20 protein-coding genes are annotated in these 21,602 nt (G+C 57.8%); 13 read left to right on the top strand and 7 right to left on the bottom strand.

The window, feature by feature from the left end:
* Positions 1-5: 5 nt before the first annotated feature.
* From GA0061100_RS33380 to GA0061100_RS33365, 4 genes are read left to right on the top strand one after another with little or no spacing between them, the layout of a single operon-like run.
* Positions 6-674, top strand: coding sequence for a 4-carboxy-4-hydroxy-2-oxoadipate aldolase/oxaloacetate decarboxylase (locus GA0061100_RS33380; protein WP_075857149.1), 669 nt, complete (start codon positions 6-8; stop codon positions 672-674).
* Positions 667-1,221 carry a cupin domain-containing protein gene (locus tag GA0061100_RS33375; protein ID WP_075857148.1) on the top strand — a complete coding sequence of 185 codons (555 nt, stop codon included), beginning with the start codon at positions 667-669 and terminating at the stop codon, positions 1,219-1,221. The genes GA0061100_RS33380 and GA0061100_RS33375 overlap by 8 nt, the downstream gene beginning before the upstream one ends.
* Positions 1,222-1,223: 2 nt before the next feature.
* Positions 1,224-2,465, top strand: a complete 1,242-nt coding sequence (locus GA0061100_RS33370) for an NAD(P)/FAD-dependent oxidoreductase (protein WP_075857147.1) — start codon at positions 1,224-1,226, stop codon at positions 2,463-2,465.
* Between the two features lie 35 nt (positions 2,466-2,500).
* On the top strand, positions 2,501-2,821 hold the full coding sequence (locus tag GA0061100_RS33365) for a 2Fe-2S iron-sulfur cluster-binding family protein (protein WP_075857146.1): 321 nt from the start codon (positions 2,501-2,503) through the stop codon (positions 2,819-2,821).
* Positions 2,822-3,298: 477 nt separating this feature from the next.
* Here GA0061100_RS33365 and GA0061100_RS33360 read toward each other — a convergent pair whose 3' ends face one another.
* The 3 genes from GA0061100_RS33360 to GA0061100_RS33350 are packed head-to-tail and all read right to left on the bottom strand — an operon-like array spanning position 3,299 to position 7,427.
* The gene (locus GA0061100_RS33360) at positions 3,299-4,672 is read right to left on the bottom strand and encodes an NAD(P)(+) transhydrogenase (Re/Si-specific) subunit beta (protein WP_075857145.1); all 1,374 of its coding nucleotides are present in this window, start codon (positions 4,670-4,672) and stop codon (positions 3,299-3,301) included.
* A 22-nt stretch (positions 4,673-4,694) separates the two neighbouring features.
* The gene (locus GA0061100_RS33355) at positions 4,695-6,269 is read right to left on the bottom strand and encodes a Re/Si-specific NAD(P)(+) transhydrogenase subunit alpha (protein WP_075857144.1); all 1,575 of its coding nucleotides are present in this window, start codon (positions 6,267-6,269) and stop codon (positions 4,695-4,697) included.
* Between the two features lie 30 nt (positions 6,270-6,299).
* The gene (locus GA0061100_RS33350; RefSeq protein WP_075857143.1) at positions 6,300-7,427 is read right to left on the bottom strand and encodes an S-(hydroxymethyl)glutathione dehydrogenase/class III alcohol dehydrogenase; all 1,128 of its coding nucleotides are present in this window, start codon (positions 7,425-7,427) and stop codon (positions 6,300-6,302) included.
* 302 nt (positions 7,428-7,729) lie between these two features.
* Here GA0061100_RS33350 and GA0061100_RS33345 point away from each other — a divergent pair, with 302 nt between their 5' ends.
* Complete coding sequence (locus tag GA0061100_RS33345; protein ID WP_075857142.1) at positions 7,730-9,931, top strand: methyl-accepting chemotaxis protein; 2,202 nt, start codon at positions 7,730-7,732, stop codon at positions 9,929-9,931.
* Between the two features lie 76 nt (positions 9,932-10,007).
* Here the strand turns inward: GA0061100_RS33345 and GA0061100_RS33340 are convergent, their stop codons facing one another.
* From GA0061100_RS33340 to GA0061100_RS33325, 4 genes are all read right to left on the bottom strand, one after another.
* Positions 10,008-10,559 (bottom strand): YceI family protein, encoded by a 552-nt coding sequence (locus GA0061100_RS33340; protein ID WP_244558026.1) that lies wholly within the window; start codon positions 10,557-10,559, stop codon positions 10,008-10,010.
* Between the two features lie 52 nt (positions 10,560-10,611).
* Positions 10,612-11,520, bottom strand: coding sequence for a hypothetical protein (locus GA0061100_RS33335; RefSeq protein WP_244558025.1), 909 nt, complete (start codon positions 11,518-11,520; stop codon positions 10,612-10,614).
* Between the two features lie 313 nt (positions 11,521-11,833).
* Entirely contained in the window at positions 11,834-12,451 is a 618-nt protein-coding gene (locus tag GA0061100_RS33330; protein WP_075857140.1) for a TetR/AcrR family transcriptional regulator, read from the bottom strand.
* A gap of 56 nt (positions 12,452-12,507) precedes the next feature.
* Positions 12,508-12,858, bottom strand: coding sequence for a DoxX family protein (locus GA0061100_RS33325; RefSeq protein ID WP_075857139.1), 351 nt, complete (start codon positions 12,856-12,858; stop codon positions 12,508-12,510).
* A gap of 142 nt (positions 12,859-13,000) precedes the next feature.
* Between GA0061100_RS33325 and GA0061100_RS33320 the strand changes: the two genes are divergently transcribed.
* The 8 genes from GA0061100_RS33320 to GA0061100_RS33285 all read left to right on the top strand — a co-directional run bounded on the left by GA0061100_RS33320 (position 13,001) and on the right by GA0061100_RS33285 (position 20,709).
* Entirely contained in the window at positions 13,001-14,107 is a 1,107-nt protein-coding gene (locus GA0061100_RS33320; RefSeq protein ID WP_075857138.1) for an alcohol dehydrogenase catalytic domain-containing protein, read from the top strand.
* A gap of 11 nt (positions 14,108-14,118) precedes the next feature.
* Positions 14,119-14,394: a DUF3861 domain-containing protein gene (locus GA0061100_RS33315; protein ID WP_075857137.1), complete on the top strand. Its 276-nt coding sequence runs from the start codon at positions 14,119-14,121 to the stop codon at positions 14,392-14,394.
* A 52-nt stretch (positions 14,395-14,446) separates the two neighbouring features.
* On the top strand, positions 14,447-15,283 hold the full coding sequence (fghA, locus tag GA0061100_RS33310; RefSeq protein ID WP_075857136.1) for an S-formylglutathione hydrolase: 837 nt from the start codon (positions 14,447-14,449) through the stop codon (positions 15,281-15,283).
* Between the two features lie 59 nt (positions 15,284-15,342).
* Positions 15,343-15,915: an S-(hydroxymethyl)glutathione synthase gene (gene gfa / locus GA0061100_RS33305; RefSeq protein WP_075857160.1), complete on the top strand. Its 573-nt coding sequence runs from the start codon at positions 15,343-15,345 to the stop codon at positions 15,913-15,915.
* Between the two features lie 575 nt (positions 15,916-16,490).
* The gene (locus tag GA0061100_RS33300; protein ID WP_075857135.1) at positions 16,491-17,873 is read left to right on the top strand and encodes an aminomethyltransferase family protein; all 1,383 of its coding nucleotides are present in this window, start codon (positions 16,491-16,493) and stop codon (positions 17,871-17,873) included.
* A gap of 172 nt (positions 17,874-18,045) precedes the next feature.
* Positions 18,046-18,939, top strand: coding sequence for a methylenetetrahydrofolate reductase (locus GA0061100_RS33295; RefSeq protein WP_075857134.1), 894 nt, complete (start codon positions 18,046-18,048; stop codon positions 18,937-18,939).
* 13 nt (positions 18,940-18,952) lie between these two features.
* Positions 18,953-19,822, top strand: coding sequence for a formyltetrahydrofolate deformylase (gene purU, locus GA0061100_RS33290; protein WP_167459860.1), 870 nt, complete (start codon positions 18,953-18,955; stop codon positions 19,820-19,822).
* A gap of 236 nt (positions 19,823-20,058) precedes the next feature.
* The gene (locus GA0061100_RS33285; RefSeq protein ID WP_075857133.1) at positions 20,059-20,709 is read left to right on the top strand and encodes a TetR/AcrR family transcriptional regulator; all 651 of its coding nucleotides are present in this window, start codon (positions 20,059-20,061) and stop codon (positions 20,707-20,709) included.
* Positions 20,710-21,602 lie beyond the last annotated feature (893 nt).

Here is a 21,602-nt window from a genome sequence, read left to right as displayed (position 1 = left end):
TCCCAATGAAGGTAATGACCAAGACACCGCGGACGGATCGCGAGATATGCGAAGCCCTGGGCAAGCTGGGTGTTGCCACAGTTCATGAAGCGCAAGGCCGCAAGGGATTGCTGGCCCCGCATCTGCGCCCCGTGATCGAGAGCGCGCGCATCGGCGGCACGGCACTCACATGCGAAGTGCCACCGGGTGACAACTGGATGATCCATGTCGCCCTGGAGGTCGCGCAGCCCGGCGACATCCTGGTCGTCACGCCGACCTCGCCTTGCACGGACGGATATTTCGGCGATCTTCTCGCGACATCGTGCAAGGCTCGCGGAATTGTGGGACTCGTGATCGATGCCGGCGTACGCGATGTCGCCGACCTCAGGTCCATGAACTTTCCCGTCTGGTCCAAGGCGATATCGGCCCAGGGTACCGTCAAGGAGACGTTGGCGAACGTCCAGGTCCCCGTGGTCTGCGCCGGAGCCTATATCGAGCCGGGCGATGTCATCGTCGCCGACGATGATGGCGTTTGCGTTGTCAAACGTGACGAGGCGACGTCGGTTCTGGAGAAGGCTCGAAAGCGTCAGAATATGGAGGACGAGAAGCGCGGCCTCTACGAGTCGGGCCAACTGAGCCTCGACATTAACAACATGCGTCCGCAGCTTGAGGCAAAGGGCCTGATCTATGAATAGGGTAACGGAACCGCGCATACCCCGGCGCGTCGTCACAGGGGTTAGCAACGGCAAGTCAGTGTTCATCAGCGACGGCCCGGCACCCAATGCCCACGCATATGCTTCTGTGCCGGGCCACCTTACCTCGGTCCTTTATGCCACTTCGGCGAAACCAAGCCTTCCGCAGGGTCATGCGGAGCAGGCGCCACCGCAAATCCTGGTCACCCCCGAACCGGGCCAGACGAAGCTGATGATCGTCGTCTTCCCGCCAGACTCGGTATTCGCGACCGTCGATCCGGCGGCCGCCTTCGAGGAACAGGCGGTGCATATCCCTGGCCTGATCCAGGCGTTCGAGCCCGACGCCCCCGGGATGCACACCACCGACACGGTGGATTACGACATTGTCCTTGATGGCGAGGTCTGGCTCGAACTCGATGACGGCGCCGAAACGCTGCTGAAGCAAGGCGACGTCGTCGTCCAATGCGGCACGCGGCATGCCTGGCGCAACAAGAGCGACAAGCCCGCAACCATGTGCTTTGTCCTCATCGGCGCCGAGAGAGGGTCGTGACAATGACGCGCGAGGACACCAATCGCTTCTTCGACTGCATCATCGTCGGCGGCGGGCACGGCGGCGCGCAGACAGCAGCAGTGCTCAGGCAGTCCGGGTTCACGGGACACATTGCGCTGATCGGCGCTGAACCGGAAGTCCCCTATGACCGCCCTTCGCTTTCGAAGGAATATCTTGCGGGCAAGAAATCCTTCGAAAGGATGCATCTGAGGCCGGATGATTTCTGGGCCTCGCGGCAGGTGGAACTGATGCTGGGCCGGCGTGTGACCACCGTCGATGCGGCAGACCATGTCGTCGTCACGGACCTCGGCGAACGCTTTTCCTACGGCAAGCTCGTCTGGGCGGCTGGTGGCGAACCAAGGAAGCTTTCGTGCTCTGGTAGCGAGCTGGCCGGGATTTGCTATATCCGCAACAAGGCGGATTGCGACGCGCTCGTCGAAGTCCTTCCTGGGGCCGAAAGGATCGTGATCGTCGGCGGCGGCTACGTTGGTCTCGAAGCGGCAGCGGTGTTCCGAGAGGTCGGCAAAGACGTCATTTTGGTCGAGGCTCTCGACCGCGTACTCGCGCGCGTGGCAGGGGAGCCGGTATCGAGGTTCTACGAAACCGAGCATCGCGCACATGGCGTGGACATCCGCCTCAACTGCGGTGTCGGCTCTCTGGAGGGTTCCAACGGCCGCGTCAAGAATGTGGTGCTTGCGACCGGCGAAAAGATCCCAGCCGATATCGTCGTGGTCGGTATAGGCATTATCCCCTCGGGCGGCCCGCTGATCGAGGCGGGCGCGGAAGGCTCAAACGGTGTGGATATCGACGAGTTTTGCCAGACATCCCTGCCGGACATTTACTGCATCGGAGACTGCGCTCGGCTGCGACATGGCCGTGGCATTCGCATTGAATCTGTGCAGAACGCGACGGATCAGGCGACGACTGCCGCCAAGGCGATCTGCGGCGAACTCAAGCCTTACGATGCGACGCCGTGGTTCTGGTCCAATCAATACGATTTGAGGATGCAGACAGTTGGTCTCAACTACGGCTTTGACAGCGTGGTGACACGCGGTAATCCCGCCAGCCGCAGCTTCAGCGTTATCTACCTGCAAGATGGGGCGGTGCTGGCCCTCGATTGCGTCAACGCATCCCGCGACTACGTGCAAGGACGAAAGCTTGTCGATAGCTCAGCGCGGATCGACCGCGACGCCCTGGCAGACACATCGAAACAACTCAAAGAACTTAGCCCCGAAGCGTTGTGAGGTATTCAAGGCTCGGAATGAAAGTGGAGGAAAAAATGTTTATGATTTCAGTGCGTACGCGGGACGGAGAGCTGCATAGTTTCGAGGGAAGACTGGGCGCTTCGCTGATGGAGAATATCCGAAGCGCGGGCTTTGATGAGCTGCTCGCAATGTGTGGCGGGTGCCTTTCCTGTGCCACCTGCCACCTTTACGTTGAGGAGTTGCCAAAGACCGCAAGCCTGGCGGCGCCCTCGATCGACGAGAGCGAGTTGTTGGAGGGCTCCGACTACTGCCAACAGAACTCGCGGCTTTCCTGTCAGATCCCCTTTGACGAGACTCTCAGTGGAATCGTCGTTCGCATTGCCCCCGAAGAATAGCAGCAGATCGTCTCGAATCACGGGCGGATCTCGAGGATCATACGCTGAGCGGCGAGCCAAAATCACCGTTTAGTCGCACTCGAAATGGATGCTCCGAACGACAGTCGTGCGACGTCCGGCAGTCAGATATTTCATGGCTGAATTCCGAGCTGAAGAACGCATAAATTAAGAATCCGTCCGCGCCCATGGCACTCCTAGCCATGGGCGTTGCGTCATTCCGCTCATTTATTCGATAACACAGGTCACCTTCTAGTTTGCAGGCGATCTCGCTATCTGACACAAACCGTTCGAGCGACCTTAGCCGCATGTGGACGGGTCCGTCTCCACAACCTATCGCGCGCTGATGTAGTCGGGCGACCTCTGAATGAACTATCCAGAACGCGCAACGGCAGCCTGCCGGTGAAGGTCTTATGGCTGCCGAGGAATGCGTTTCTTTGACAGTATTTCTTCGGTTGGTGGCGGCACTCATCATCGAACTTAGGCCAGCCTCGGAAGCAGGCCGTTGACCGACTCTTTGGCGTCGCCGTAGTACATGCGGGTGTTTTCCTTGTAGAACAGTGGATTCTCGATCCCGGAATAGCCGGTACCCTGACCGCGCTTGGAGACGAAAACCTGCTTGGCCTTCCAGACCTCGAGCACGGGCATGCCCGCGATCGGTGAATTCGGATCTTCCTGTGCGGCCGGATTGACGATGTCGTTCGAGCCGATGACGATGACGACATCGGTCTCGTGGAAGTCGTCGTTGATCTCGTCCATCTCCAACACAATGTCGTAGGGCACCTTGGCTTCCGCGAGCAGGACGTTCATGTGGCCAGGTAGGCGGCCTGCAACCGGATGGATCGCAAAGCGCACGTTCTTGCCGGCTGCGCGCAGCTTGCGGGTGAGTTCCGAAACCGCACTTTGAGCCTGCGCGACCGCCATGCCGTAACCTGGAACGATGATGACCGAGTCGGCGTCGTTGAGCGCTGCGGCAACGCCTTCGGCATCGATGGCAACCTGCTCGCCAACGACTTCCATCACCGGGCCGGAGGCATTGCCGAAGCCGCCGAGAATGACCGACAGGAACTGGCGGTTCATTGCCTTGCACATGATGTAGGAGAGAATCGCGCCTGACGAGCCGACGAGCGCTCCGGTTACGATCAAGAGGTCGTTGCCGAGGAGGAATCCCGTCGCCGCCGCCGCCCAGCCGGAATAGGAGTTGAGCATCGAAACGACGACCGGCATATCGGCGCCGCCGATGGCCATGACGAGATGAGCGCCGATGACAAAGGCGATCAGCATCATCAAGTAGAGCGACCATGAACCCGCGCCATTCATGTACATGATCATCAGCGCAAGCGACACGAACACCATCAGGATGTTGAATATGTGCCGGCCGGACAGGATGAGTGCCTTGCCGCCGATGTGGCCGGAAAGCTTGCCATAGGCGATGATCGAGCCGGTGAAGGTCACCGCACCGATGAACACGCCGAGGAAGATTTCCGCTTCATGGATGATCTTTTCCGCATTGGTGGCGAACTCATGCGCCGTCATGTCGGAGTTGAGGCCGATTAGCACGGCAGCAAGGCCCACGAAGCAGTGTAGCGCTGCCACGAGCTGCGGCATTCCGGTCATTTCGACGCGTTGCGCCAGCAACGTGCCGACGACAGCACCAACGACGAGCATAATGAGCAGGACGACGGAAAGCCCGACGCCCGGCCCGAGGATGGTCGCGAGTATGGCTATTGCCATGCCGACGATGCCGTACCATACGGCGCGCTTGGCGCTTTCCTGACCGGAAAGGCCGCCGAGCGAAAGGATGAAGAGAACGGATGCGGCGATGTAGGCCGCGGTCTGGATACCGATAGACATGATTCTGATCCCCGGGCCGGCGTCACGACTTTTGGAACATGTTCAACATGCGCCGGGTGACCATGAAGCCGCCGACGATGTTGATGGCAGCGATCGCCACCGAAACGGCGGCAAGAGCTGTCACCAGCCAGCCGCCCGCTGTGACCTGCAGCAGCGCACCGATGATGATGATCCCGGAAATCGCGTTGGTCACCGCCATTAGCGGCGTATGCAACGAATGGCTGACACCCCAGATGACCTGGAAACCGACGAAACAGGCAAGCGCGAAGACGATGAAATGGCCCATGAAGGCCGCCGGCGCATAGGCGCCGATAAGCGCCATGAGAAAGCCGCCGACGACGAGCAGACCGACCTGCTGCCGCGTCGCCGACTTGAAGGCGGCAGCTTCAGATAGACGCCGTTCTTCCGGCGTCAGCTCCTTGGCCTTTTCTTGTCGTTTCTGGGCTGCAATTGCCTGGATCTTCGGCGGTGGCGGCGGATAGGTGATCTCGCCCTTAAAGGCTATAGTGGCCCCGCGAATAACATCGTCTTCCATGTTATGGACGAGAACGCCATCCTTCTTCGGGGTCAGGTCCGTCATCATGTGGCGGACGTTCGTCGAATAAAGGGTCGAGGCCTGCGCGGCCATGCGGCTCGGGAAATCGGTGTAGCCGATGACGGTGACGCCGTTCTCAGAAACGATCTTCTGATCCGCAACGGTCAGGTCGCAATTCCCGCCGCGTTCGGCGGCAAGGTCGATCACCACGGAGCCCGGCTTCATCGCAGCGACCATGTCGGCAAGCCAGAGCTTCGGCGCATCGCGGCCCGGGATCAGGGCCGTGGTGATGACGATGTCGATGTCCGGCGCGATCTCGCGGAACTTCTTCAGTTGCGCTTCGCGGAATTCCGGGCTCGACGGGGATGCATAGCCACCCGTTGCCGCGCCGTCCTGCTGCTGTTCCTTGAAATCGAGGAAGACGAATTCGGCACCCATCGATTCAATCTGCTCGGCCACTTCCGGGCGAACGTCGAATGCGTAGGTGATGGCTCCGAGAGAAACACTGGTGCCGACGGCGGCAAGACCGGCGACGCCAGCGCCGATGACCAGAACCTTGGCCGGCGGGATCTTGCCGGCTGCGGTCACCTGGCCGGTGAAGAAGCGGCCGAAATTATTGCCGGCCTCGATCACGGCGCGATAGCCTGCGATGTTGGCCATGGAGGACAGCGCGTCCATCTTCTGGGCGCGTGAAATGCGCGGCACCATGTCCATGGCAATCACGTTTGCGCCTGTCGCCTTCGCTTGCTCAAGAAGCTCCTTGTTATGCGCGGGATAGAAGAAGGAGATCAGCGTCTTGTCGCTCGAAAGCCTTGCTATGTCGTTTGGCTCCGGCGGGCGCACCTTGGCGATGACGTCTACGCTTGCAAAAAGTGCTTCAAGGCTGTCGACGATCCTGACGCCGGCTGCATGATAGGCGTCATCTGAGAAGCCGGCCAGTTTGCCGGCGCCGGTTTCGATGGCACATTGATATCCGAGTTTCTGAAGCTGGGTGGCGCTGTCCGGCGTCATCGCAACGCGTGCTTCCCCCTCAAGCCGTTCTCGTGGTGATCCAATGATCATGTCATTCCCCTCTTAGAAAGCTGCTGATCGTCAATAGATGACAACACCTCTGACACTCTTTCCGGAGTGCATGAGGTCGAAGCCCTTGTTGATGTCTTCAAGCGGCATGGTGTGGGTGATCATCGGATCGATCTGGATCTTGCCCTCCATGTACCAGTCGACGATCTTGGGCACGTCGGTGCGGCCGCGGGCGCCGCCGAAGGCCGTGCCCATCCACGAGCGGCCCGTCACCAGCTGGAACGGGCGCGTCGAGATCTCCTGGCCGGCGCCGGCAACGCCGATGACCACGGACTTGCCCCAGCCGCGATGGGTTGCTTCCAGCGCCTGGCGCATGACCTTGGTGTTGCCGGTGCAGTCGAAGGTATAGTCGGCGCCGCCGATCTGGTCGGCCCCGCGCTTCGTCATGTTGACGAGGTAGGGCACGATGTCGTCGCCGACCTCCTTCGGATTGACGAAATGCGTCATGCCGAAGCGCTCGCCCCAGGCCTTCTTGTCATTGTTGAGATCGACGCCGATGATCATGTCGGCGCCGGCAAGCTTCAGGCCCTGGATGACGTTGAGGCCGATGCCGCCGAGACCGAAGACGATCGCGGTTGCCCCCATCTCCACCTTGGCGGTGTTGATGACCGCACCGATGCCCGTGGTCACGCCGCAGCCGATATAGCAGATCTTGTCGAAGGGAGCGTCGGGATTGACCTTGGCAACGGCAATCTCCGGCAGCACGGTATAATTGGCGAAGGTCGAGCAGCCCATATAGTGATGGATCTTGTCCTTGCCGATCGAGAAGCGCGAGGTGCCGTCCGGCATCAACCCCTGGCCCTGCGTCGAGCGGATCGCCGTGCACAGGTTGGTCTTGCGCGACAGGCACGAGGGGCACTCGCGGCATTCGGGCGTATAAAGCGGAATGACGTGATCGCCCTTCCTGACCGAAGTCACCCCCGGACCGACATCGACGACGATGCCGGCACCCTCATGGCCGAGGATCGCCGGGAACAAGCCTTCCGGATCGGCACCCGACAAGGTGAAATCATCGGTATGGCAGATGCCGGTCGCCTTGACCTCGATCAGCACTTCACCTGCTCTCGGCCCCTCAAGCTGAACCGTCATCACCTCAAGCGGCTTGCCTGCCTGAACCGCGACTGCTGCTCTTACGTCCATTTAGAACTTCCTTTCGATGAAAACTAAGCCTGTTTCAACAGGGGAGTGATCAATGTCGACGTCGGAGAGAATGAAGTCGGGGCCACATTCCAAACAGGTCGGTTCGGCAACCTCGTCAAACCCTCCGGCCGGACTGCATCCTTCGTTAACATACCATGTAGCATCTGCATACTAAAAAGTATCTGACGTAGGGTCTGGTTCGTATGTATCCGTACGGTTGCTGCGAGTACCGGATCCATTTTCACTGAATTTTAAATACGTACCGGTATTTGGAAGCTTACCGGTATTTTGAGGGTATTTTCATGCGTAAGATCATCAGCAGACTTCCGCTGCGGGCGGCGATTTACGGCGCAATCATTCCGCCACTGACGGCAATGGCGTTGCTGGGCGGCGTTAAGGTATGGGAGTCTTACCAGGGGTACCGGAATGCCCAGACCGTCTGGTTGGTGCAGAGGTTTGCCAATGCGTCGGGCGAACTTGCCGAGTCGCTCCCGGCCGAGATGTTCGCGACATCCGATGGTATGGCTGCTGCACGGTCCCGCACAGATTCAGCGTTTGCAGGTATTTCTGACGCATACGATGGGCTGAAGCAGGTCGAGATGGTCGATCCAATTTTCGAGGCCGACTTCCGTTTCGTCCAAGATAACAAGGCGCGTTGGTACGCCTTTCGAGATCATGTCAAATCGAACCACGACCAACTGAACGGCGCCTTAATGGCCGAGGGAATATCTCTCGTGCCGCTGCCGACGGCCGCGATCGATATCGTGCGCCGCGCGGGCAGCCACGCGACGGATGCCCACATAGCAGGTCTGCTTCAAGGCTACTATGCGTTGATGCAGATCAACGAGGCCTCTACCATGGAAATGGCGAATGGCGCGGTCTATCTCTCGAATACCGAATTATCGGCCCAGCAAAAGACGTTGGTCATCAATTCCAAGGTCAACTTTGCAAACTTCCAAAACACTTTGATCGAGCAACTGCCGACCACAATCATCGGCGCCTATCGCGACTTCCTGGAATCGGACGATCAGACGTTCATAGCTGGCGTAAGAACAGGGCTTTATGGTTTGGAAGCATCGGGGCAAGCCGATGCCGAGAAGCTCGAGCGGTGGAACTCAGCGACCTCCAAACGGCTGCTGATCTTAGGCAAGGCATTCTCCGATACGCGCGCCTATCTTGAGGAAGCTTCGCTCAACGACGTCGCTACGGCACGCTTCAATCTCCTTATGTTCAGCATTGCCACGGTGGGACTGTTCGTGCTGATCGCCGCCGCCTCGGTGGCGCTCTCCACCAGTGTTGCGGGTTCGTTGAAGCGCATCATCGAACGGATGACCGGGCTAGCCGGCGGGAATGTCGATACAGCCGTTCCCGGTATGGAGCGGACCGACGAGATTGGCCAGATGGCACGCGCCGTCGAGCACTTCCGGCAAAACGCGATCGAGCGGCAGAACCTTGAGCGCGAGACGGAAGTAATGCGATCAAGGTCGGAAGCGGAACGCGCCGAGCTGCGGGCACGGGCCGATCGCGAAACGGCGGACAAGCTTGCGACGGCCACCCAGGGCCTTGCCGGAGCGATGCAGGCCCTGGCGATGGGAGACTTGTGTTGCGAGGTCAAAGATCGGTTCTCAGAAGAGTTCGAAGGGCTGCGGCAGGACTTCAACACTTCCGTGGTGCAACTGCGCAATGCGCTTGCAGGAGTCGGACGTCTGGCTGCAGCCGTCGACCAGGAGAGCACCTCGTTTTCATCGGGTTCGGCGGATCTTTCGCACCGTACAAGCGAGCAGGCAGCCGCGCTCGAGGAGACCGCCGCCGCATTGCATCAAATTACCAGCAATGTCGGAGCGACGACGCAGCGAACGGGACTTGCGCGGGATGCCGTCCGCGACGCAACCAAACGCGCCGAGGGTGCAGCGTCCGTCGTTCGCAGCGCGATCAAAGCCATGCAAAAGATCGAGGAGTCCTCCGGCCGGATCAACCAGATTATTGGCGTGATCGACGAGATAGCCTTTCAGACCAATCTTCTCGCCTTGAACGCCGGTGTTGAGGCGGCACGGGCTGGCGATGCAGGCAGAGGCTTTGCAGTGGTGGCCCAGGAGGTTCGCGAACTCGCGCAGCGCTCAGCGAAGGCGGCGAAGGAAATCAAGGGGCTGATCAATAATTCCGCAGTCGCCGTCGGCGACGGAGTTGCGCTGGTGAGCGAAACGGGCGTAGGCTTGAGCGAAATCGAGGGTCTTGTCAGGGAGATCCGCGCTCACATGGACGCGATCGCCGGTGCCGCGGAGGAGCAGTCCGTCGGATTGGCGCAGATCAATTCCACGGTAGCGCAATTCGACAAGGCTACGCAGAAGAACGGCGCGATGGTCGAAGACATGGCATCCGGCGGGGCGCGTCTCGCCGATAGCAGCGCAGAACTTCAGTCGATGCTTTCGCGCTTCCGCCTTGGCATAACGCCGGACGCGCCGTCCGGGTCGATCACCAGATTTGGGCGGGCGCGGGCAGCTTGACGGATAGTCGACAGAAAATGCGCCGCCGCTTTGTCGCGACGGCGCACTCCTATGGAGGGACCTTGGCGACCTTGCACTATGCCTTGTGTTCGCGACCTTCCACTTGGATCACGAGATCTACCTCATCGCCGATCATGCCGAGCGCCGCCTTCATGCCGAAGTCGCTGCGCTTCACTTTGGTCGTAGCGCTGAAGCCAACAACATGGCTTTTATCCCAAGGGTTTTGACCTTCCTTGTTGAACGTGACTGCGAGGGTTGTTGGCCTGGTGACTCCGGCGATCGTCAGGTCCCCGGCGATCTGTCCAGTGGTCTCGTTCGTCTTCTTGAACTCCTTGCCGACAAATGTGATTTCCGGAAACTCGGTGGCATTGAACCAGTCGGCGCCCTGGATGTCACCGTCACGCTGCTTGTTGTTCGTCGAAATCGAAGCGACGGTAACTTTGACATCAAGTTTGCTGGCGTCCGGCTTGGAACCGTCGAACTCGAATGCGCCGGAGAACTCTTGCGCGACACCGATGACCTTCGAGAAGCCCAGATGGTCGATGTAGAACGCAATGCCCGAATGGACCGGATCGATGTCGAATTTCGCGGCCGAGGCGGGCGACATCGTGCCGCCGAGTGCCGTCATCGAAAGTAGCAATACTGCAAGTCGGTACTTCATTTTCATTCTCCTCCTCATGTTAAACTGGAAAGCTTGATCCGTAATCGACGAACGCAACGGCAAACGCCGTCGCGGCTGGTAGTGCAGCCAAGGCGACATGGACGAAAAGGCGCGGAAACGGCCGAGACAGACCGAGCTTCAGGCAGATACGTTCCGAGAGCGCCGGCAGCACGAAGCAAAGAGCGAGAACCGCGAGTGCGATGAGATCGGCTTTGCGCGTGATCAGCACCACAGTATCGACGATGGCGATCAGGCCGCCCAGGGCGCCGGTCGATGAGGCGCCGCCAAAACGAAAGCCAGGCTTTACTGCGTGAATAGCCAGAATTCCGAAGCATCCACCCGCAAAGATCAGGCAGAGCTGAAACGAAGAAGACGAGGCGCCGAGAAGGGCAAGAGGCGCAAAGCCGAGGGCAAGTACGGCAACGACGCCGCCTCGCTTTATATCGTCCACTGCGGCTGTTTCCCCGTGCAAGAAGACCATCCACATGATCGCCATTCCGGCGACCGAAGCGAGGGCCACTTCCCAGGGCGCTGTCCCTAATCGAGGCAAACCGATGTAGAACGCGGCTGCGACCGGCTGTAGAAGCGCGAGAAGGCGCGCCGTGTGTGGGGACGTTATCTCGGCGGCAAGGCCGATCGCCGTTCCGACGACGATCACGTAGAACACCTTATTGACCGCACCGACTGGCGGAAATGGAGGCACCTTGTTGTAAGTGAGCCAATAGGCTGCCAGCAATGCTGCGGGCATCAGGAGGTCGCTCAATCGGATCAGGCCGCGCCAACGCATCAGGCCTGAGACAAGAAAGCCAACAAGGGCCACGGAGAACAGGGACGCGACCAGCGCCTCCTGTGGGGAGTTGCCAAATCCAAGCATGTACTGATTTTCCGTATTGCCGATCCACGGTGCGCCGCTAACGCGCACGATCATGCGGTGTCTTAACCTGCAGCTTTTGCGCTGCAACAGCTCGTCACGATTTTGACTTTATGGATGATCCTCCCATAACCCGCATGCTCCTCAACAGCGGTCGTTACTTCACCGAAATACCAATTGGTTTTCACATACCAATTGGTTTCTGAATGAACGCTAGTCTTTGGATTTTGCGATGTCAAGCTGATTTGCGGCGAAAGATTTGCTTCCCGGGTTTGGTAAGTCGCTTCCCAACGCATGAGCTAACGCTCATGCTAAAAAGCGCGCCGACCGCGGCGCGCACTTCGCATGACGCACTCGTGGATAGTATTTGCTAGGCTGTAGCCGTCTTGGCGCGCGTCGACGAACGTGAGGACCGGTACATTTCCCGCAGCACGACCCGGACCATATCCCCAGGCGCTCCGTCCTTGAGAAAGCTCGAAATACCGCCATAAGTGAGTTCGAGAACGATACCACCGATGTAGAAGGGGCTCGCCGGCGGCTGCAGAACAAGGTTCAGCTTATCGATAAGAATCTTGCCGACGCCTTCCCACTGATCCCGGAACAGTTTCACATGCCGGTCTCCGAGGGTGTGGTCATGCTGGGCCATTCGAAGAAGCTCTATTGCCAGCATACCCCATCGGCGATCGTCTCCACGATCGTTTGCCCACCCTGCTAAGACATCAATCAGCCCCATTGGGTCGTCGTGCTTTCCGAGAAGCTCGGTCAGCTGAACGACGTCGCCACCCGCGTTACCGGCAAGAAGTTGCAGGAAGATATCTTCCTTGTTGGCAAAATTCGAGTAAAACGCGCCCTTTGAATAGCCCGCCTCTTCGGCGATCCGCTCAATCGAAGCCCCGGCATAGCCGTAGCGTGCCATGACTTCATAAGCGGACGCCAAAAGCTTTTCCTTGGTGCGAGCCTGACTTTGCTCACGTGTCAGTCGTGCCATTCGCAAATCCGTTCCTTGCGTATCCAGACACCGACGCGTACCTCAAAACGAGGTGGTCACACAAGAGCCGTCAGCAAACAAACGAGTGCCCAGAATATCGGATATTCTGGACCCATCTTCTGCCAGCGCCAGTTCATGCCATTGATCTTTACAACCGCGTAGCCCGCGCCGAGCAATACCACTGCTCCCAAAAGGGCAGCAACCCGTGGGTATATCGAGAAAATCAAACCGACTGCGGCGCAAGTTTCCGCGACGATGGCGGCCCCCACAAACAGCGTCCCAGGCTTGAGGCCCGCCGCTTCGAACGTTCCGCCGGCCTTTTGGTAGTGCAATGCCTTGCCGACAAGATGGGGAATAAACCAGACGCCGCAGAGAATGCGGAGCCAGTTAATCAATGCGAAGTCCATGTTTCCTCCTTGACGCAGGCCCTGGCCGCGTTCGCGAGGATAGTTGGCAATCCCCGCTTGCTTTTTCGGATACTAAACGGTATTCACAATCTATATCGTATGTCAATATGACTTGATCTCTGAGTTTGGGAGGGTAATGCATATGGAAATGATGCGTGCTGCACGCTTGCATGCCGTTGGTCAGCCAATGAGGATTGACGAGGTCGAGCGACCGAAGGCAAGCGGAAGCGATGTCGTGGTCCGCGTGAAAGCCTGCGGAATGGTCCCGAATTTGGCGAACGTTCTGGCTAATTGGGAAACCTGGTATCCGCAAATGCCACTTCCCCCACGCCCGGCAATCCATGGCCTCGATCCGAGCGGGATCGTCCACGAAGTAGGCCCCCAGGTCGTCAACCTCAAGCCGGGCGACAGGGTATACGTGAACCCCGGTCGATTCTGCGGTGCTTGCCACCATTGTTCGTCCGGCAAACCGCAGGCTTGCGAACATTGGACCCTTGGCGGCTACTTCGGCTACAATCAGAAAAGCTTAGAGATGTTCGCCCGCTACCCTTACGGCGGCTTTGGCGAATTCATGCTCGCGCCGCAAGCTCAGGTCATCAAGATTCCGGATAACATGAGTTTTGTCCAAGGCTCCCGCCTTGGCTATCTCGGCACCTCCTACGCTGCGCTCAAGAAATGCGGTTCATTGATGGGCAAGACGCTGATCATCAACGGCGCCACCGGCACGCTGGGTTTGGGAGCGACGCTGTTCGCATTGGCGATGGGCGTCGCAAAAATTTACGCCGTCGCCCGGGGCGAGAAGCTCCTTGAGCGGCTGAAGGCGATTGCTCCCGACCGGATTGTCACTTTCTCGAACGTCACCGGATCGTCGGGAAGCTTCGTGAAAGAGCAGACCAACGGCAGCGGCGCCGACCTGATGCTCGATACGCTCGGCGCAAAGGCCCCTCTCGGCTCCATGCTGGACGCAATGGGCGGCGTCAAGCGGGGCGGTCGCATCGTCAACATCGGCGGCACGTCTGGAGCCCTGCCTGTTGACGTAAAATGGTGGATGGACGAGCAGATGGAGTTGATCGGCTCCGTCTGGTTCACCGCTGCCGAAGGCATGGAAATCGCTGCCATGGTCGAGGCCGGTATTATCGACATGTCGGTCATGTCTCCGATGGTGTGGCCGTTGGAGAAGATCAACGATGCGATCTCCGGCGTCGGCAAGGATGAAGGCGGATTCACCTACTACGCCGTCGAACTTTAGACGAAGCACCAATGGCCCACACGTACCGGGTCACGGTCGAGCGGCTGGAGGGCGACGTCCCTTCGGCTGCCGACGAAGCTCTCGTTTTCCAAACCACCAACCACGACGACCTGTTCAAGATCCTCTCGGCAGTGCGCCAAAAGCAGCTGCTGCCTAAAGATGAGACGGCAGAGTTCACTATCGGATTGAAGCTGTTTGCAGAGGTGCTCACGAGACACCGGACGGATCCGCCTTTCAAGGAACTGTTCCCGCATATCGGTGGTTTCGCGAAGTCCCTGAAACGCTGAAGCGGCTTTTGTTGCTACAGCGGCGCATCCGGAAGCAATCGAGGACCATGATATGAAAACAATTTCGCTCGAACGGTCGTATGGCGGAACCCAGGGTGTCTACGCTCATCGCTCCGACACCTGCAACTGCGACATGACTTTCGCCGTCTACCTGCCGCCGCAAGCTCAAGAGCGTCCATGCCCGGTGGTCTGGTATCTGTCGGGACTGACCTGCACCCATGCCAACGTCATGGAAAAAGGCGAGTACAGACGGGCCGCTTCGCTGTTGGGGCTGATTGTCGTCTGCCCCGATACGAGCCCCAGAGGCGAAGACGTGCCGGACGATTCCGGAAATTGGCAGTTTGGAAGCGGCGCCGGCTTTTACCTCGACGCCACCTGTTCGCCGTTCGATGTGAACTACCGCATGTATTCCTATGTCTCGGAGGAGCTTCCTCGTCTTATTGCGTCGGAATTCCCGGCAGACTTGACCCGACAGGGCGTGTTCGGGCATTCCATGGGCGGCCACGGCGCGATTACTCTTGCACTGAAGCACCCCGAACGCTTCCGTAGCTGCTCTGCATTCGCGCCGATCTCGCGACCCACAGTGGCTGGTTGGTCGCGGCCGGCCTTCGATCGCTATCTCGGCGCCGACGAAGGCGCCTGGCGGCAATACGACAGTTGCGCGCTCATCGAGGATGGTTTCCAATTTCCCGAGCTTCTTGTCGACCAAGGAACGGCCGACCCGTTCCTCGATGATGGACTGCGTCCCTCAGAACTGCAGAGGGCCTGCGAACAAGCCGGCATCCGGCTGAACCTTCGCATGCAGGAGGGCTATGGCCACTCCTACTATTTCATTTCGACTTTCATGGAAGATCATTTGAAGTGGCACGCTGAGCGGCTCAACCGCTGATCTGCCGCACTGCCGTCAGAAAGCCGGGCATGGTGCCCGGCGAAGCGAAGGAAGAAGCAATGGCAAATATCGGCATACATCCTTACCTCGATGGGGGATTGAAGAAGGGTTCGGCGTCCTTTGCGGGCGGTACTCTGGTCTGCGAATGCACCACGAATCCGGTAAAAGTGAAGATCAAGTACGATATCGCCCACAATCACGCCTGCGGCTGCACCAAGTGCTGGAAGCCGAAGGGCGCGGCCTTTTCGATCGTTGCGGTTGCCCCGTCTGAAAATGTTGAGGTGGTCGAGAATGGCGACAAGCTTGCCGTCGTCGATGCCAATGCTCTCATCCAGCGGTATGCCTGCAAGGATTGCGGCGTCCACATGCACGGACCGGTCGAGCGCGAACATCCGTTCAAGGGGCTCTCGTTTCTGCATCCGGAGCGCTTCGAGGAATACGGTTGGGCAGCGCCGGGCTTTGCGGCATTCGTGTCTTCGATCATCGAGAGCGGTTCTGACCCGGCGCAAATGGACAGTGTCCGCGCCCGACTTCGCGAACTCGACCTCGAACCTTACGACTGCCTGTCTCCTGGCCTGATGGATTACATCGCGACCTGGACGGCAAAAAAGAGCGGCGTTCTGTCGGCCTAGTCTTCAACGAGCCGGGCGTGCGGCCCGGCTCCCCATGATCTTAGGATCGGATCGGCCTTCCGGCAAGCAATCCAAGTCGCTCATTGCACGAAGCGAGATGTCTTTCGTCGACATTGGCGTGGGGCCACAATAGTACGACATCACCTTGTGGACCGTGACAAGTTGCCCTCCAACCTCCGTTGCAGAAACGCGAGATTAAGCGCCGGCTCTTCCGGTGCTGGCATTACTAGCCCTTCGCGTTGTCGGGGCCTTTCCACTCTCATCCGTGATCTAAGTCCATGTCGGGAACCTCGTCATCGGTAGAGGGCTACGATTTCGTTCAAAGATTTATAAATTGATCAAAATATCAATTTGACAAAATGTACAATTCGTTGCTGAATACCCCTGGAGGCGGAGAGGTCGAGCGCCTAAGGGACCGCCAGGTCAAAGAACGCGAAGCTGCAATGACGTCTCGAGGAGGCCGGCTATTGCTGTCGCACGGCAGACCAATTCCAGCGCGGAAATGAACGGCTACATCGGCCAAAAAGCTCACTTGGAATGCCAGCGATTATTTTTCAACCAGGGAGGAGTTAAACATGAACATCGCATCGAGCACGGGACTTCGGAGCTTGGAGTCCATTATCAATCATGCCGGAGGACCGGTAAAATTACTTCGTGGGTCCAACATTGGGCCTTACACGTTCCCCGTTATCCCAGCGGAATTTACAAACTGGCGCGACGAAGTAAGGTCTTGGAAAGATAGCGTAGCTCTGCTCGAACTCTCCTATCATATGACGGAACTGCATCTTCGTGGACCAGATACGGTCAAATTTCTTTCGACGCTGGCGACCAATAAGTTCGATCCCTACCCGGTGTTGCGCGGCAAGCAGTTGGTACTGGTTGGCCACGACGGTTACATGATCGGCGATGCCATTGTCTTCCGGGAGGAAGAGGAATTCTTGCGTATCGTCGGCGCACCATTTGCCAGCGATTGGATCCAGTACAATGCTGAAATCACTGATATGAACGTCACGGCGGTACGGGATGACAACTTCTCAGTCCGGTCGGGAACGCGCGATGTTTTCCGCCTGCAAATCCAAGGTCCGAACGCGCTTGCCTTGGTACGTGAAGTGTCGAAAGGCACGCTGCCGCACATTAATTTCTTTAACATCGGTGAATTCGACATAGCCGGCCACACGGTTCGCGCACTTCGCCACGGCATGGCAGGAGAGCCTGGATTCGAAATATACGGACCATGGGATATTCAGCAGGAGGTTCGCGCCGCGCTTGACGAAGTCGGGCAAAAATACGGAATGCGCAAGATCGGAGCGATGGCCTATTCGACCACGGCCCAGGAATCGGGCTGGATGCCGATGCCGCTTCCCGCCATCTATCATAGCCCCGAAATGAAGCCTTATCGCGAATGGCTGAACCAGTATTTCTTGGAATCGGTCGGCTCACTTGGCGGTAGCTTCCTCTCCGACAACATCGAGGATTACTACGTCGATCCGGTCGAAGTCGGTTATCGATCGCTGATCGACTTCGACCACGATTTTATCGGAAAAGAAGCCCTGCGAGCTCGGCTTGCTCATCCGAAACGCACCAAAGTAACTCTTGAGTGGAACAACGACGACGTCATGGCGTGCATGAATTCGTCGCTGACCGATCCTAACAACGGTGGCATGTTCATGAAAATGCCAAATCCCATGTATGCTACCTTTCAATCGGATGCCGTCATGAAGGGCGGCAAACATGCAGGCATTTCCCAATGGCTTGCATTTTCTGCCAATGCCGACCGGATCATTTCACTAGCTCTCGTCGAGCTTGAGCATGCAGAGCCCGGCACGGAACTTACTGTGCTTTGGGGAGAGCCGAATTCCCGGCGCCTGCCAGTCGGCAAGAATCAGCTTCGAGAAATTCGCGCCACGGTCGCACCAGCTCCGTATTTTGATAAGGTTATAAAGACCCGCAATCAGTGATCTCTGATGGCGCTTTTCTAATGAACAAAGCTCCGTGACGACGGCGTCGCTGCCCGGCTCGACCTTTGCCGGGCCGCGGCGGACGGTCGTGAGCAACTTTCTTGCGCGATCCCAGCATATCAAGCTTGTGAGGATCGGCGTTTTTCCGAAGACGGCTAAGGAGAGTCACTGCATGAAGCAAAATGTAGAGATAGCGGAGGTCTCGATTGGGGGAACCGAGGCGCTACCACATACCGCGCTATTTAATAATTTTTCCATCGAGATCACCGGGAAGGACACTGCCGCGCTACAGGGCGCGAGCCACCTGCTGGCGCCGGCGACAAGTGTGTCAATTGCTTTTACTCCCGGTGAAAGCCACGACGCACGAGTCGCCGCGGCGGTTGCGGCGAGACGATTAGGGTTTCGCCCGGTGCCGCACATTTCCGCCAGACGTATCGTCTCCGCGGCGGAGCTTGATGCTCTGTTGGCACGGTTTGTCAGGGAGGCAGCCGTCAACAGTCTGTTTGTGGTGGCCGGAGATCCTGACCTGCCACTTGGGCCATATGGGGACTCTTTAGCTGTTATCCGCTCGGGACTATTGTCAAAGTATGGCATTAGGAAGATCGGCATTGCTGGATATCCCGAGGGCCACCCCAAGATCAATAGCCCGATGCTTTTCGACGCGTTGCGGGAGAAACATGATCTTCTCACAGACGCGGGGCTGGAATATGACATAACGACCCAGTTCTCGTTCGATGCCGAACCCGTCATCGGATGGATCGAACGCATCCGCAGGATGGGCATAACAGCTCCCATACGCATTGGTGTTCCGGGTCCTGCCAGCGTGAAAACCCTGTTGCGCTTCGCAACGATCTGCGGCGTGGGAGCGTCCGTCAAGGTCATGGCAAAATATGGGCTTTCAATCGGGAAGCTGCTAAATACGGCCGGTCCCGATGTGTTTGTAGACGAGTTGACAAGAAGGCTCGCCCCCGCCGAGTTCGGCACAGTGCGCTTGCATTTCTATCCGTTTGGTGGCGTTGGGAAAACGGCCGAATGGATCCGCGATTTTCCATCAAATCGAAAATAACGCAGGGCTCTATATGATGAACACGTCGTCCGCACGGGTGAACTATGTGCTGGCTCTATCCTGCCAGGATATGCCCGGAATTGTTTCGGCAGTTACCGCTGAACTTGCCGCCCTTGGCGCTAATATTTCCGATTCCAATCAATTCTGGGATCGGTACTCCAACTCCTTTTTCATGCGCATCGCTTTTTCGGCTCCATTGGGTGTTACGGAAGAGGTGGTCAGACGCTCCCTGAAATCGCCAATCGAGCGATATTCCATGAAACTCGAGCTGAACGATGCCGCGCGCAAACCGCGAGTCATCATCATGGTTTCCAAATTCGATCACGCGCTCTTGCATCTGCTCTATCAAATCCGGGTCGGTTGGTTGAATGCAGACGTCGCGGCAATTGTCTCAAATCATCAGGACTGCCGCGAGGCAGCAGAACGTGAAGGCATTCCATTTCATTATCTGCCGGTGAGCAAAGAGACGAAAGTTCAACAGGAGGAAAAACTCTTGAAGCTGATAAGCGAGACGCAATCAGACCTGATCGTACTCGCACGTTACATGCAAGTTCTTTCAACAGAGCTTTCGAGTCGGCTGTTCGGAAAGATCATTAATATCCATCACTCGTTCCTACCAAGCTTCAAGGGCGCCAAGCCGTATCATCAGGCTTTTGAGAGAGGCGTCAAACAGATTGGCGCCACAGCACACTATGTAACGCCGGATCTGGACGAAGGGCCAATTATAGAACAGCAGGTGGAGCGGGTGCACCATGCCATGAGCGTGGAGGACCTTGTCGCGACCGGTCGCGATATTGAAAGCCGGGCGTTGGCATGGGCCGTCAAGATGCATCTTGAAACCCGTGTCATGCGAAATGGTCTCAAAACCGTCGTCTTCGCATGAAAATGGCGCTCAGGCTGATTCCGACATAGAGGCTCGGTTCAGGCAGCTGAGTGATCGATTTAATTCGCCCATCGCATCGGCTGCTGGTCTTCCATCGGCCGACGAGGCGTTAATCGGCCAATGCTTTTCCGCCTTCGAGATGCCGATTAATAGATAAAACTACCTGCATTGTCTTGAAAAAGGTTTCGTGACATGACCGGCCTACATCCGCTGCAGTGAGTGGGAATCTAATAGGCATGGCGCAAAAAATAAGCCCCGAACGGCGTGTTCAGATCGGCAAGGAGAAGCGTGCTCGTACCCGAGCGACCATTCTCTCGGCTGCCTTTGACCTGCTCGGCCGGCCACACGGGCGGTCGACACGTATTGAAGAAGTGTGTCTAGCCGCCACCGTCTCGCGGGGGACCTTCTACAACTATTTTTCCGACATCGACGAACTCTTCGAGGTGCTCACCTACGAGATGAGCCATGAGTTCAATATTGCGGTGCAGGAGCTCATGCAAACACTTCCCAATTGTGCAATGCGTGTCGCGCTGGCCATTCGTTATTACCTGCATCGCGCGCGTCAGGATCGTTCCTGGGGTTGGGCAATGGTTAATCTGTCTAGTGTTGGGCCAATTTTCGGTGCGGATACGTTTCAATACGCAACGGCATCTGTACAGGAGGGCGTCAGCTCAGGTGAATTCCAAGTCCAAAGCGTCAAAATTGGACGGGATATGATGATTGGAACCGTGCTCGCGTCGATGACAACGCTCCTCCGGGAAGAGCAGGAAGAGGATTATCCTGAAAAAGTTGTCCGTCAGATTTTGTCCGCCTTCCTTGTGCCGGCTTCCATCATCGATGTCTGCGTAGAAATTGAATTGCTCAAGCTGCCACTCAAGCGGCCTTAAGCCATAAATCTCGACCGCCCGGTGCAGAGTTATCGATGTTCTAAGCCAAGACAGCTACCTCCAGCTCAGCAAACGCCACACTTAAAGCCGCGCCGAGACCACTTCCAGACCGCCTTTAGGATTGTCAGCTTCAATCGCCGCGATCTCCGCAATAAGCCAGGCGCGAAAAGCGTCCAGCGGCGGGTAGTTGGCCCGCCACGGCGGCCAGACAAGCCAGTAGGATCCCGATCCTGGCACCGATCTCGTCAGGATACCACGATTCTGGTCCTAGCCGCCGGCGAGACTGCCACGGGCCACGTTTGGTCGTATGTTCGTGACGACGCCCCGTTCGGCGGAACGGCGTCACCATTGGCGAAGCGTTGGTGCATGGGTTGTTGATTTCCACTGAGAGCTGACCCGGCACAGCCTGATACCGTTAGATATAGGCGCCGAAGCGCAAGGATTTATCCCGAAGGCTTGAATTATCTTTTGGGACCGGAATATCCCTTATATTAGTTTTGTATATCCAAAAAGGCGAATATGCCTACGCGTCTACCCAGTGTGGCGGGTCCTATGGGTGAGCGCGGATGAGCACCATTGCGGGTCCTGCCAAAAACATCAGTCCCAGCAAGAGCGAAACGCCAACCTTCAGAATTTTTATACGCCGTGTTCTGGCGCCGTCCCAGTCATAGGCCACAGAGAACTCCCGAGCATCGAACAAACCTCGCTTGGCTTGACGGCACTGATGCCAAGTGCTCCCGCCAAGAAAATCGACGCGCCTGTCTTTGAAGATTATCGTCGGTGAAAATGCGATTTCGGTCACGGGCGAGATGAGGATGGATTAATGAACCGTCCCCACCGTCGGGAGTGCCACGCAACGCGTTTGCAGGGCGCGGATCAAGCTGACAGCATTG

The organism is Martinezella hainanensis, assembly GCF_900094555.1.
Classification (GTDB): Bacteria; Pseudomonadota; Alphaproteobacteria; order Rhizobiales; family Rhizobiaceae; genus Rhizobium; species Rhizobium hainanense.
The sequence above is the reverse complement of the archived record's forward strand: the minus strand, read 5'-3'. Positions and strand labels throughout refer to the sequence as shown.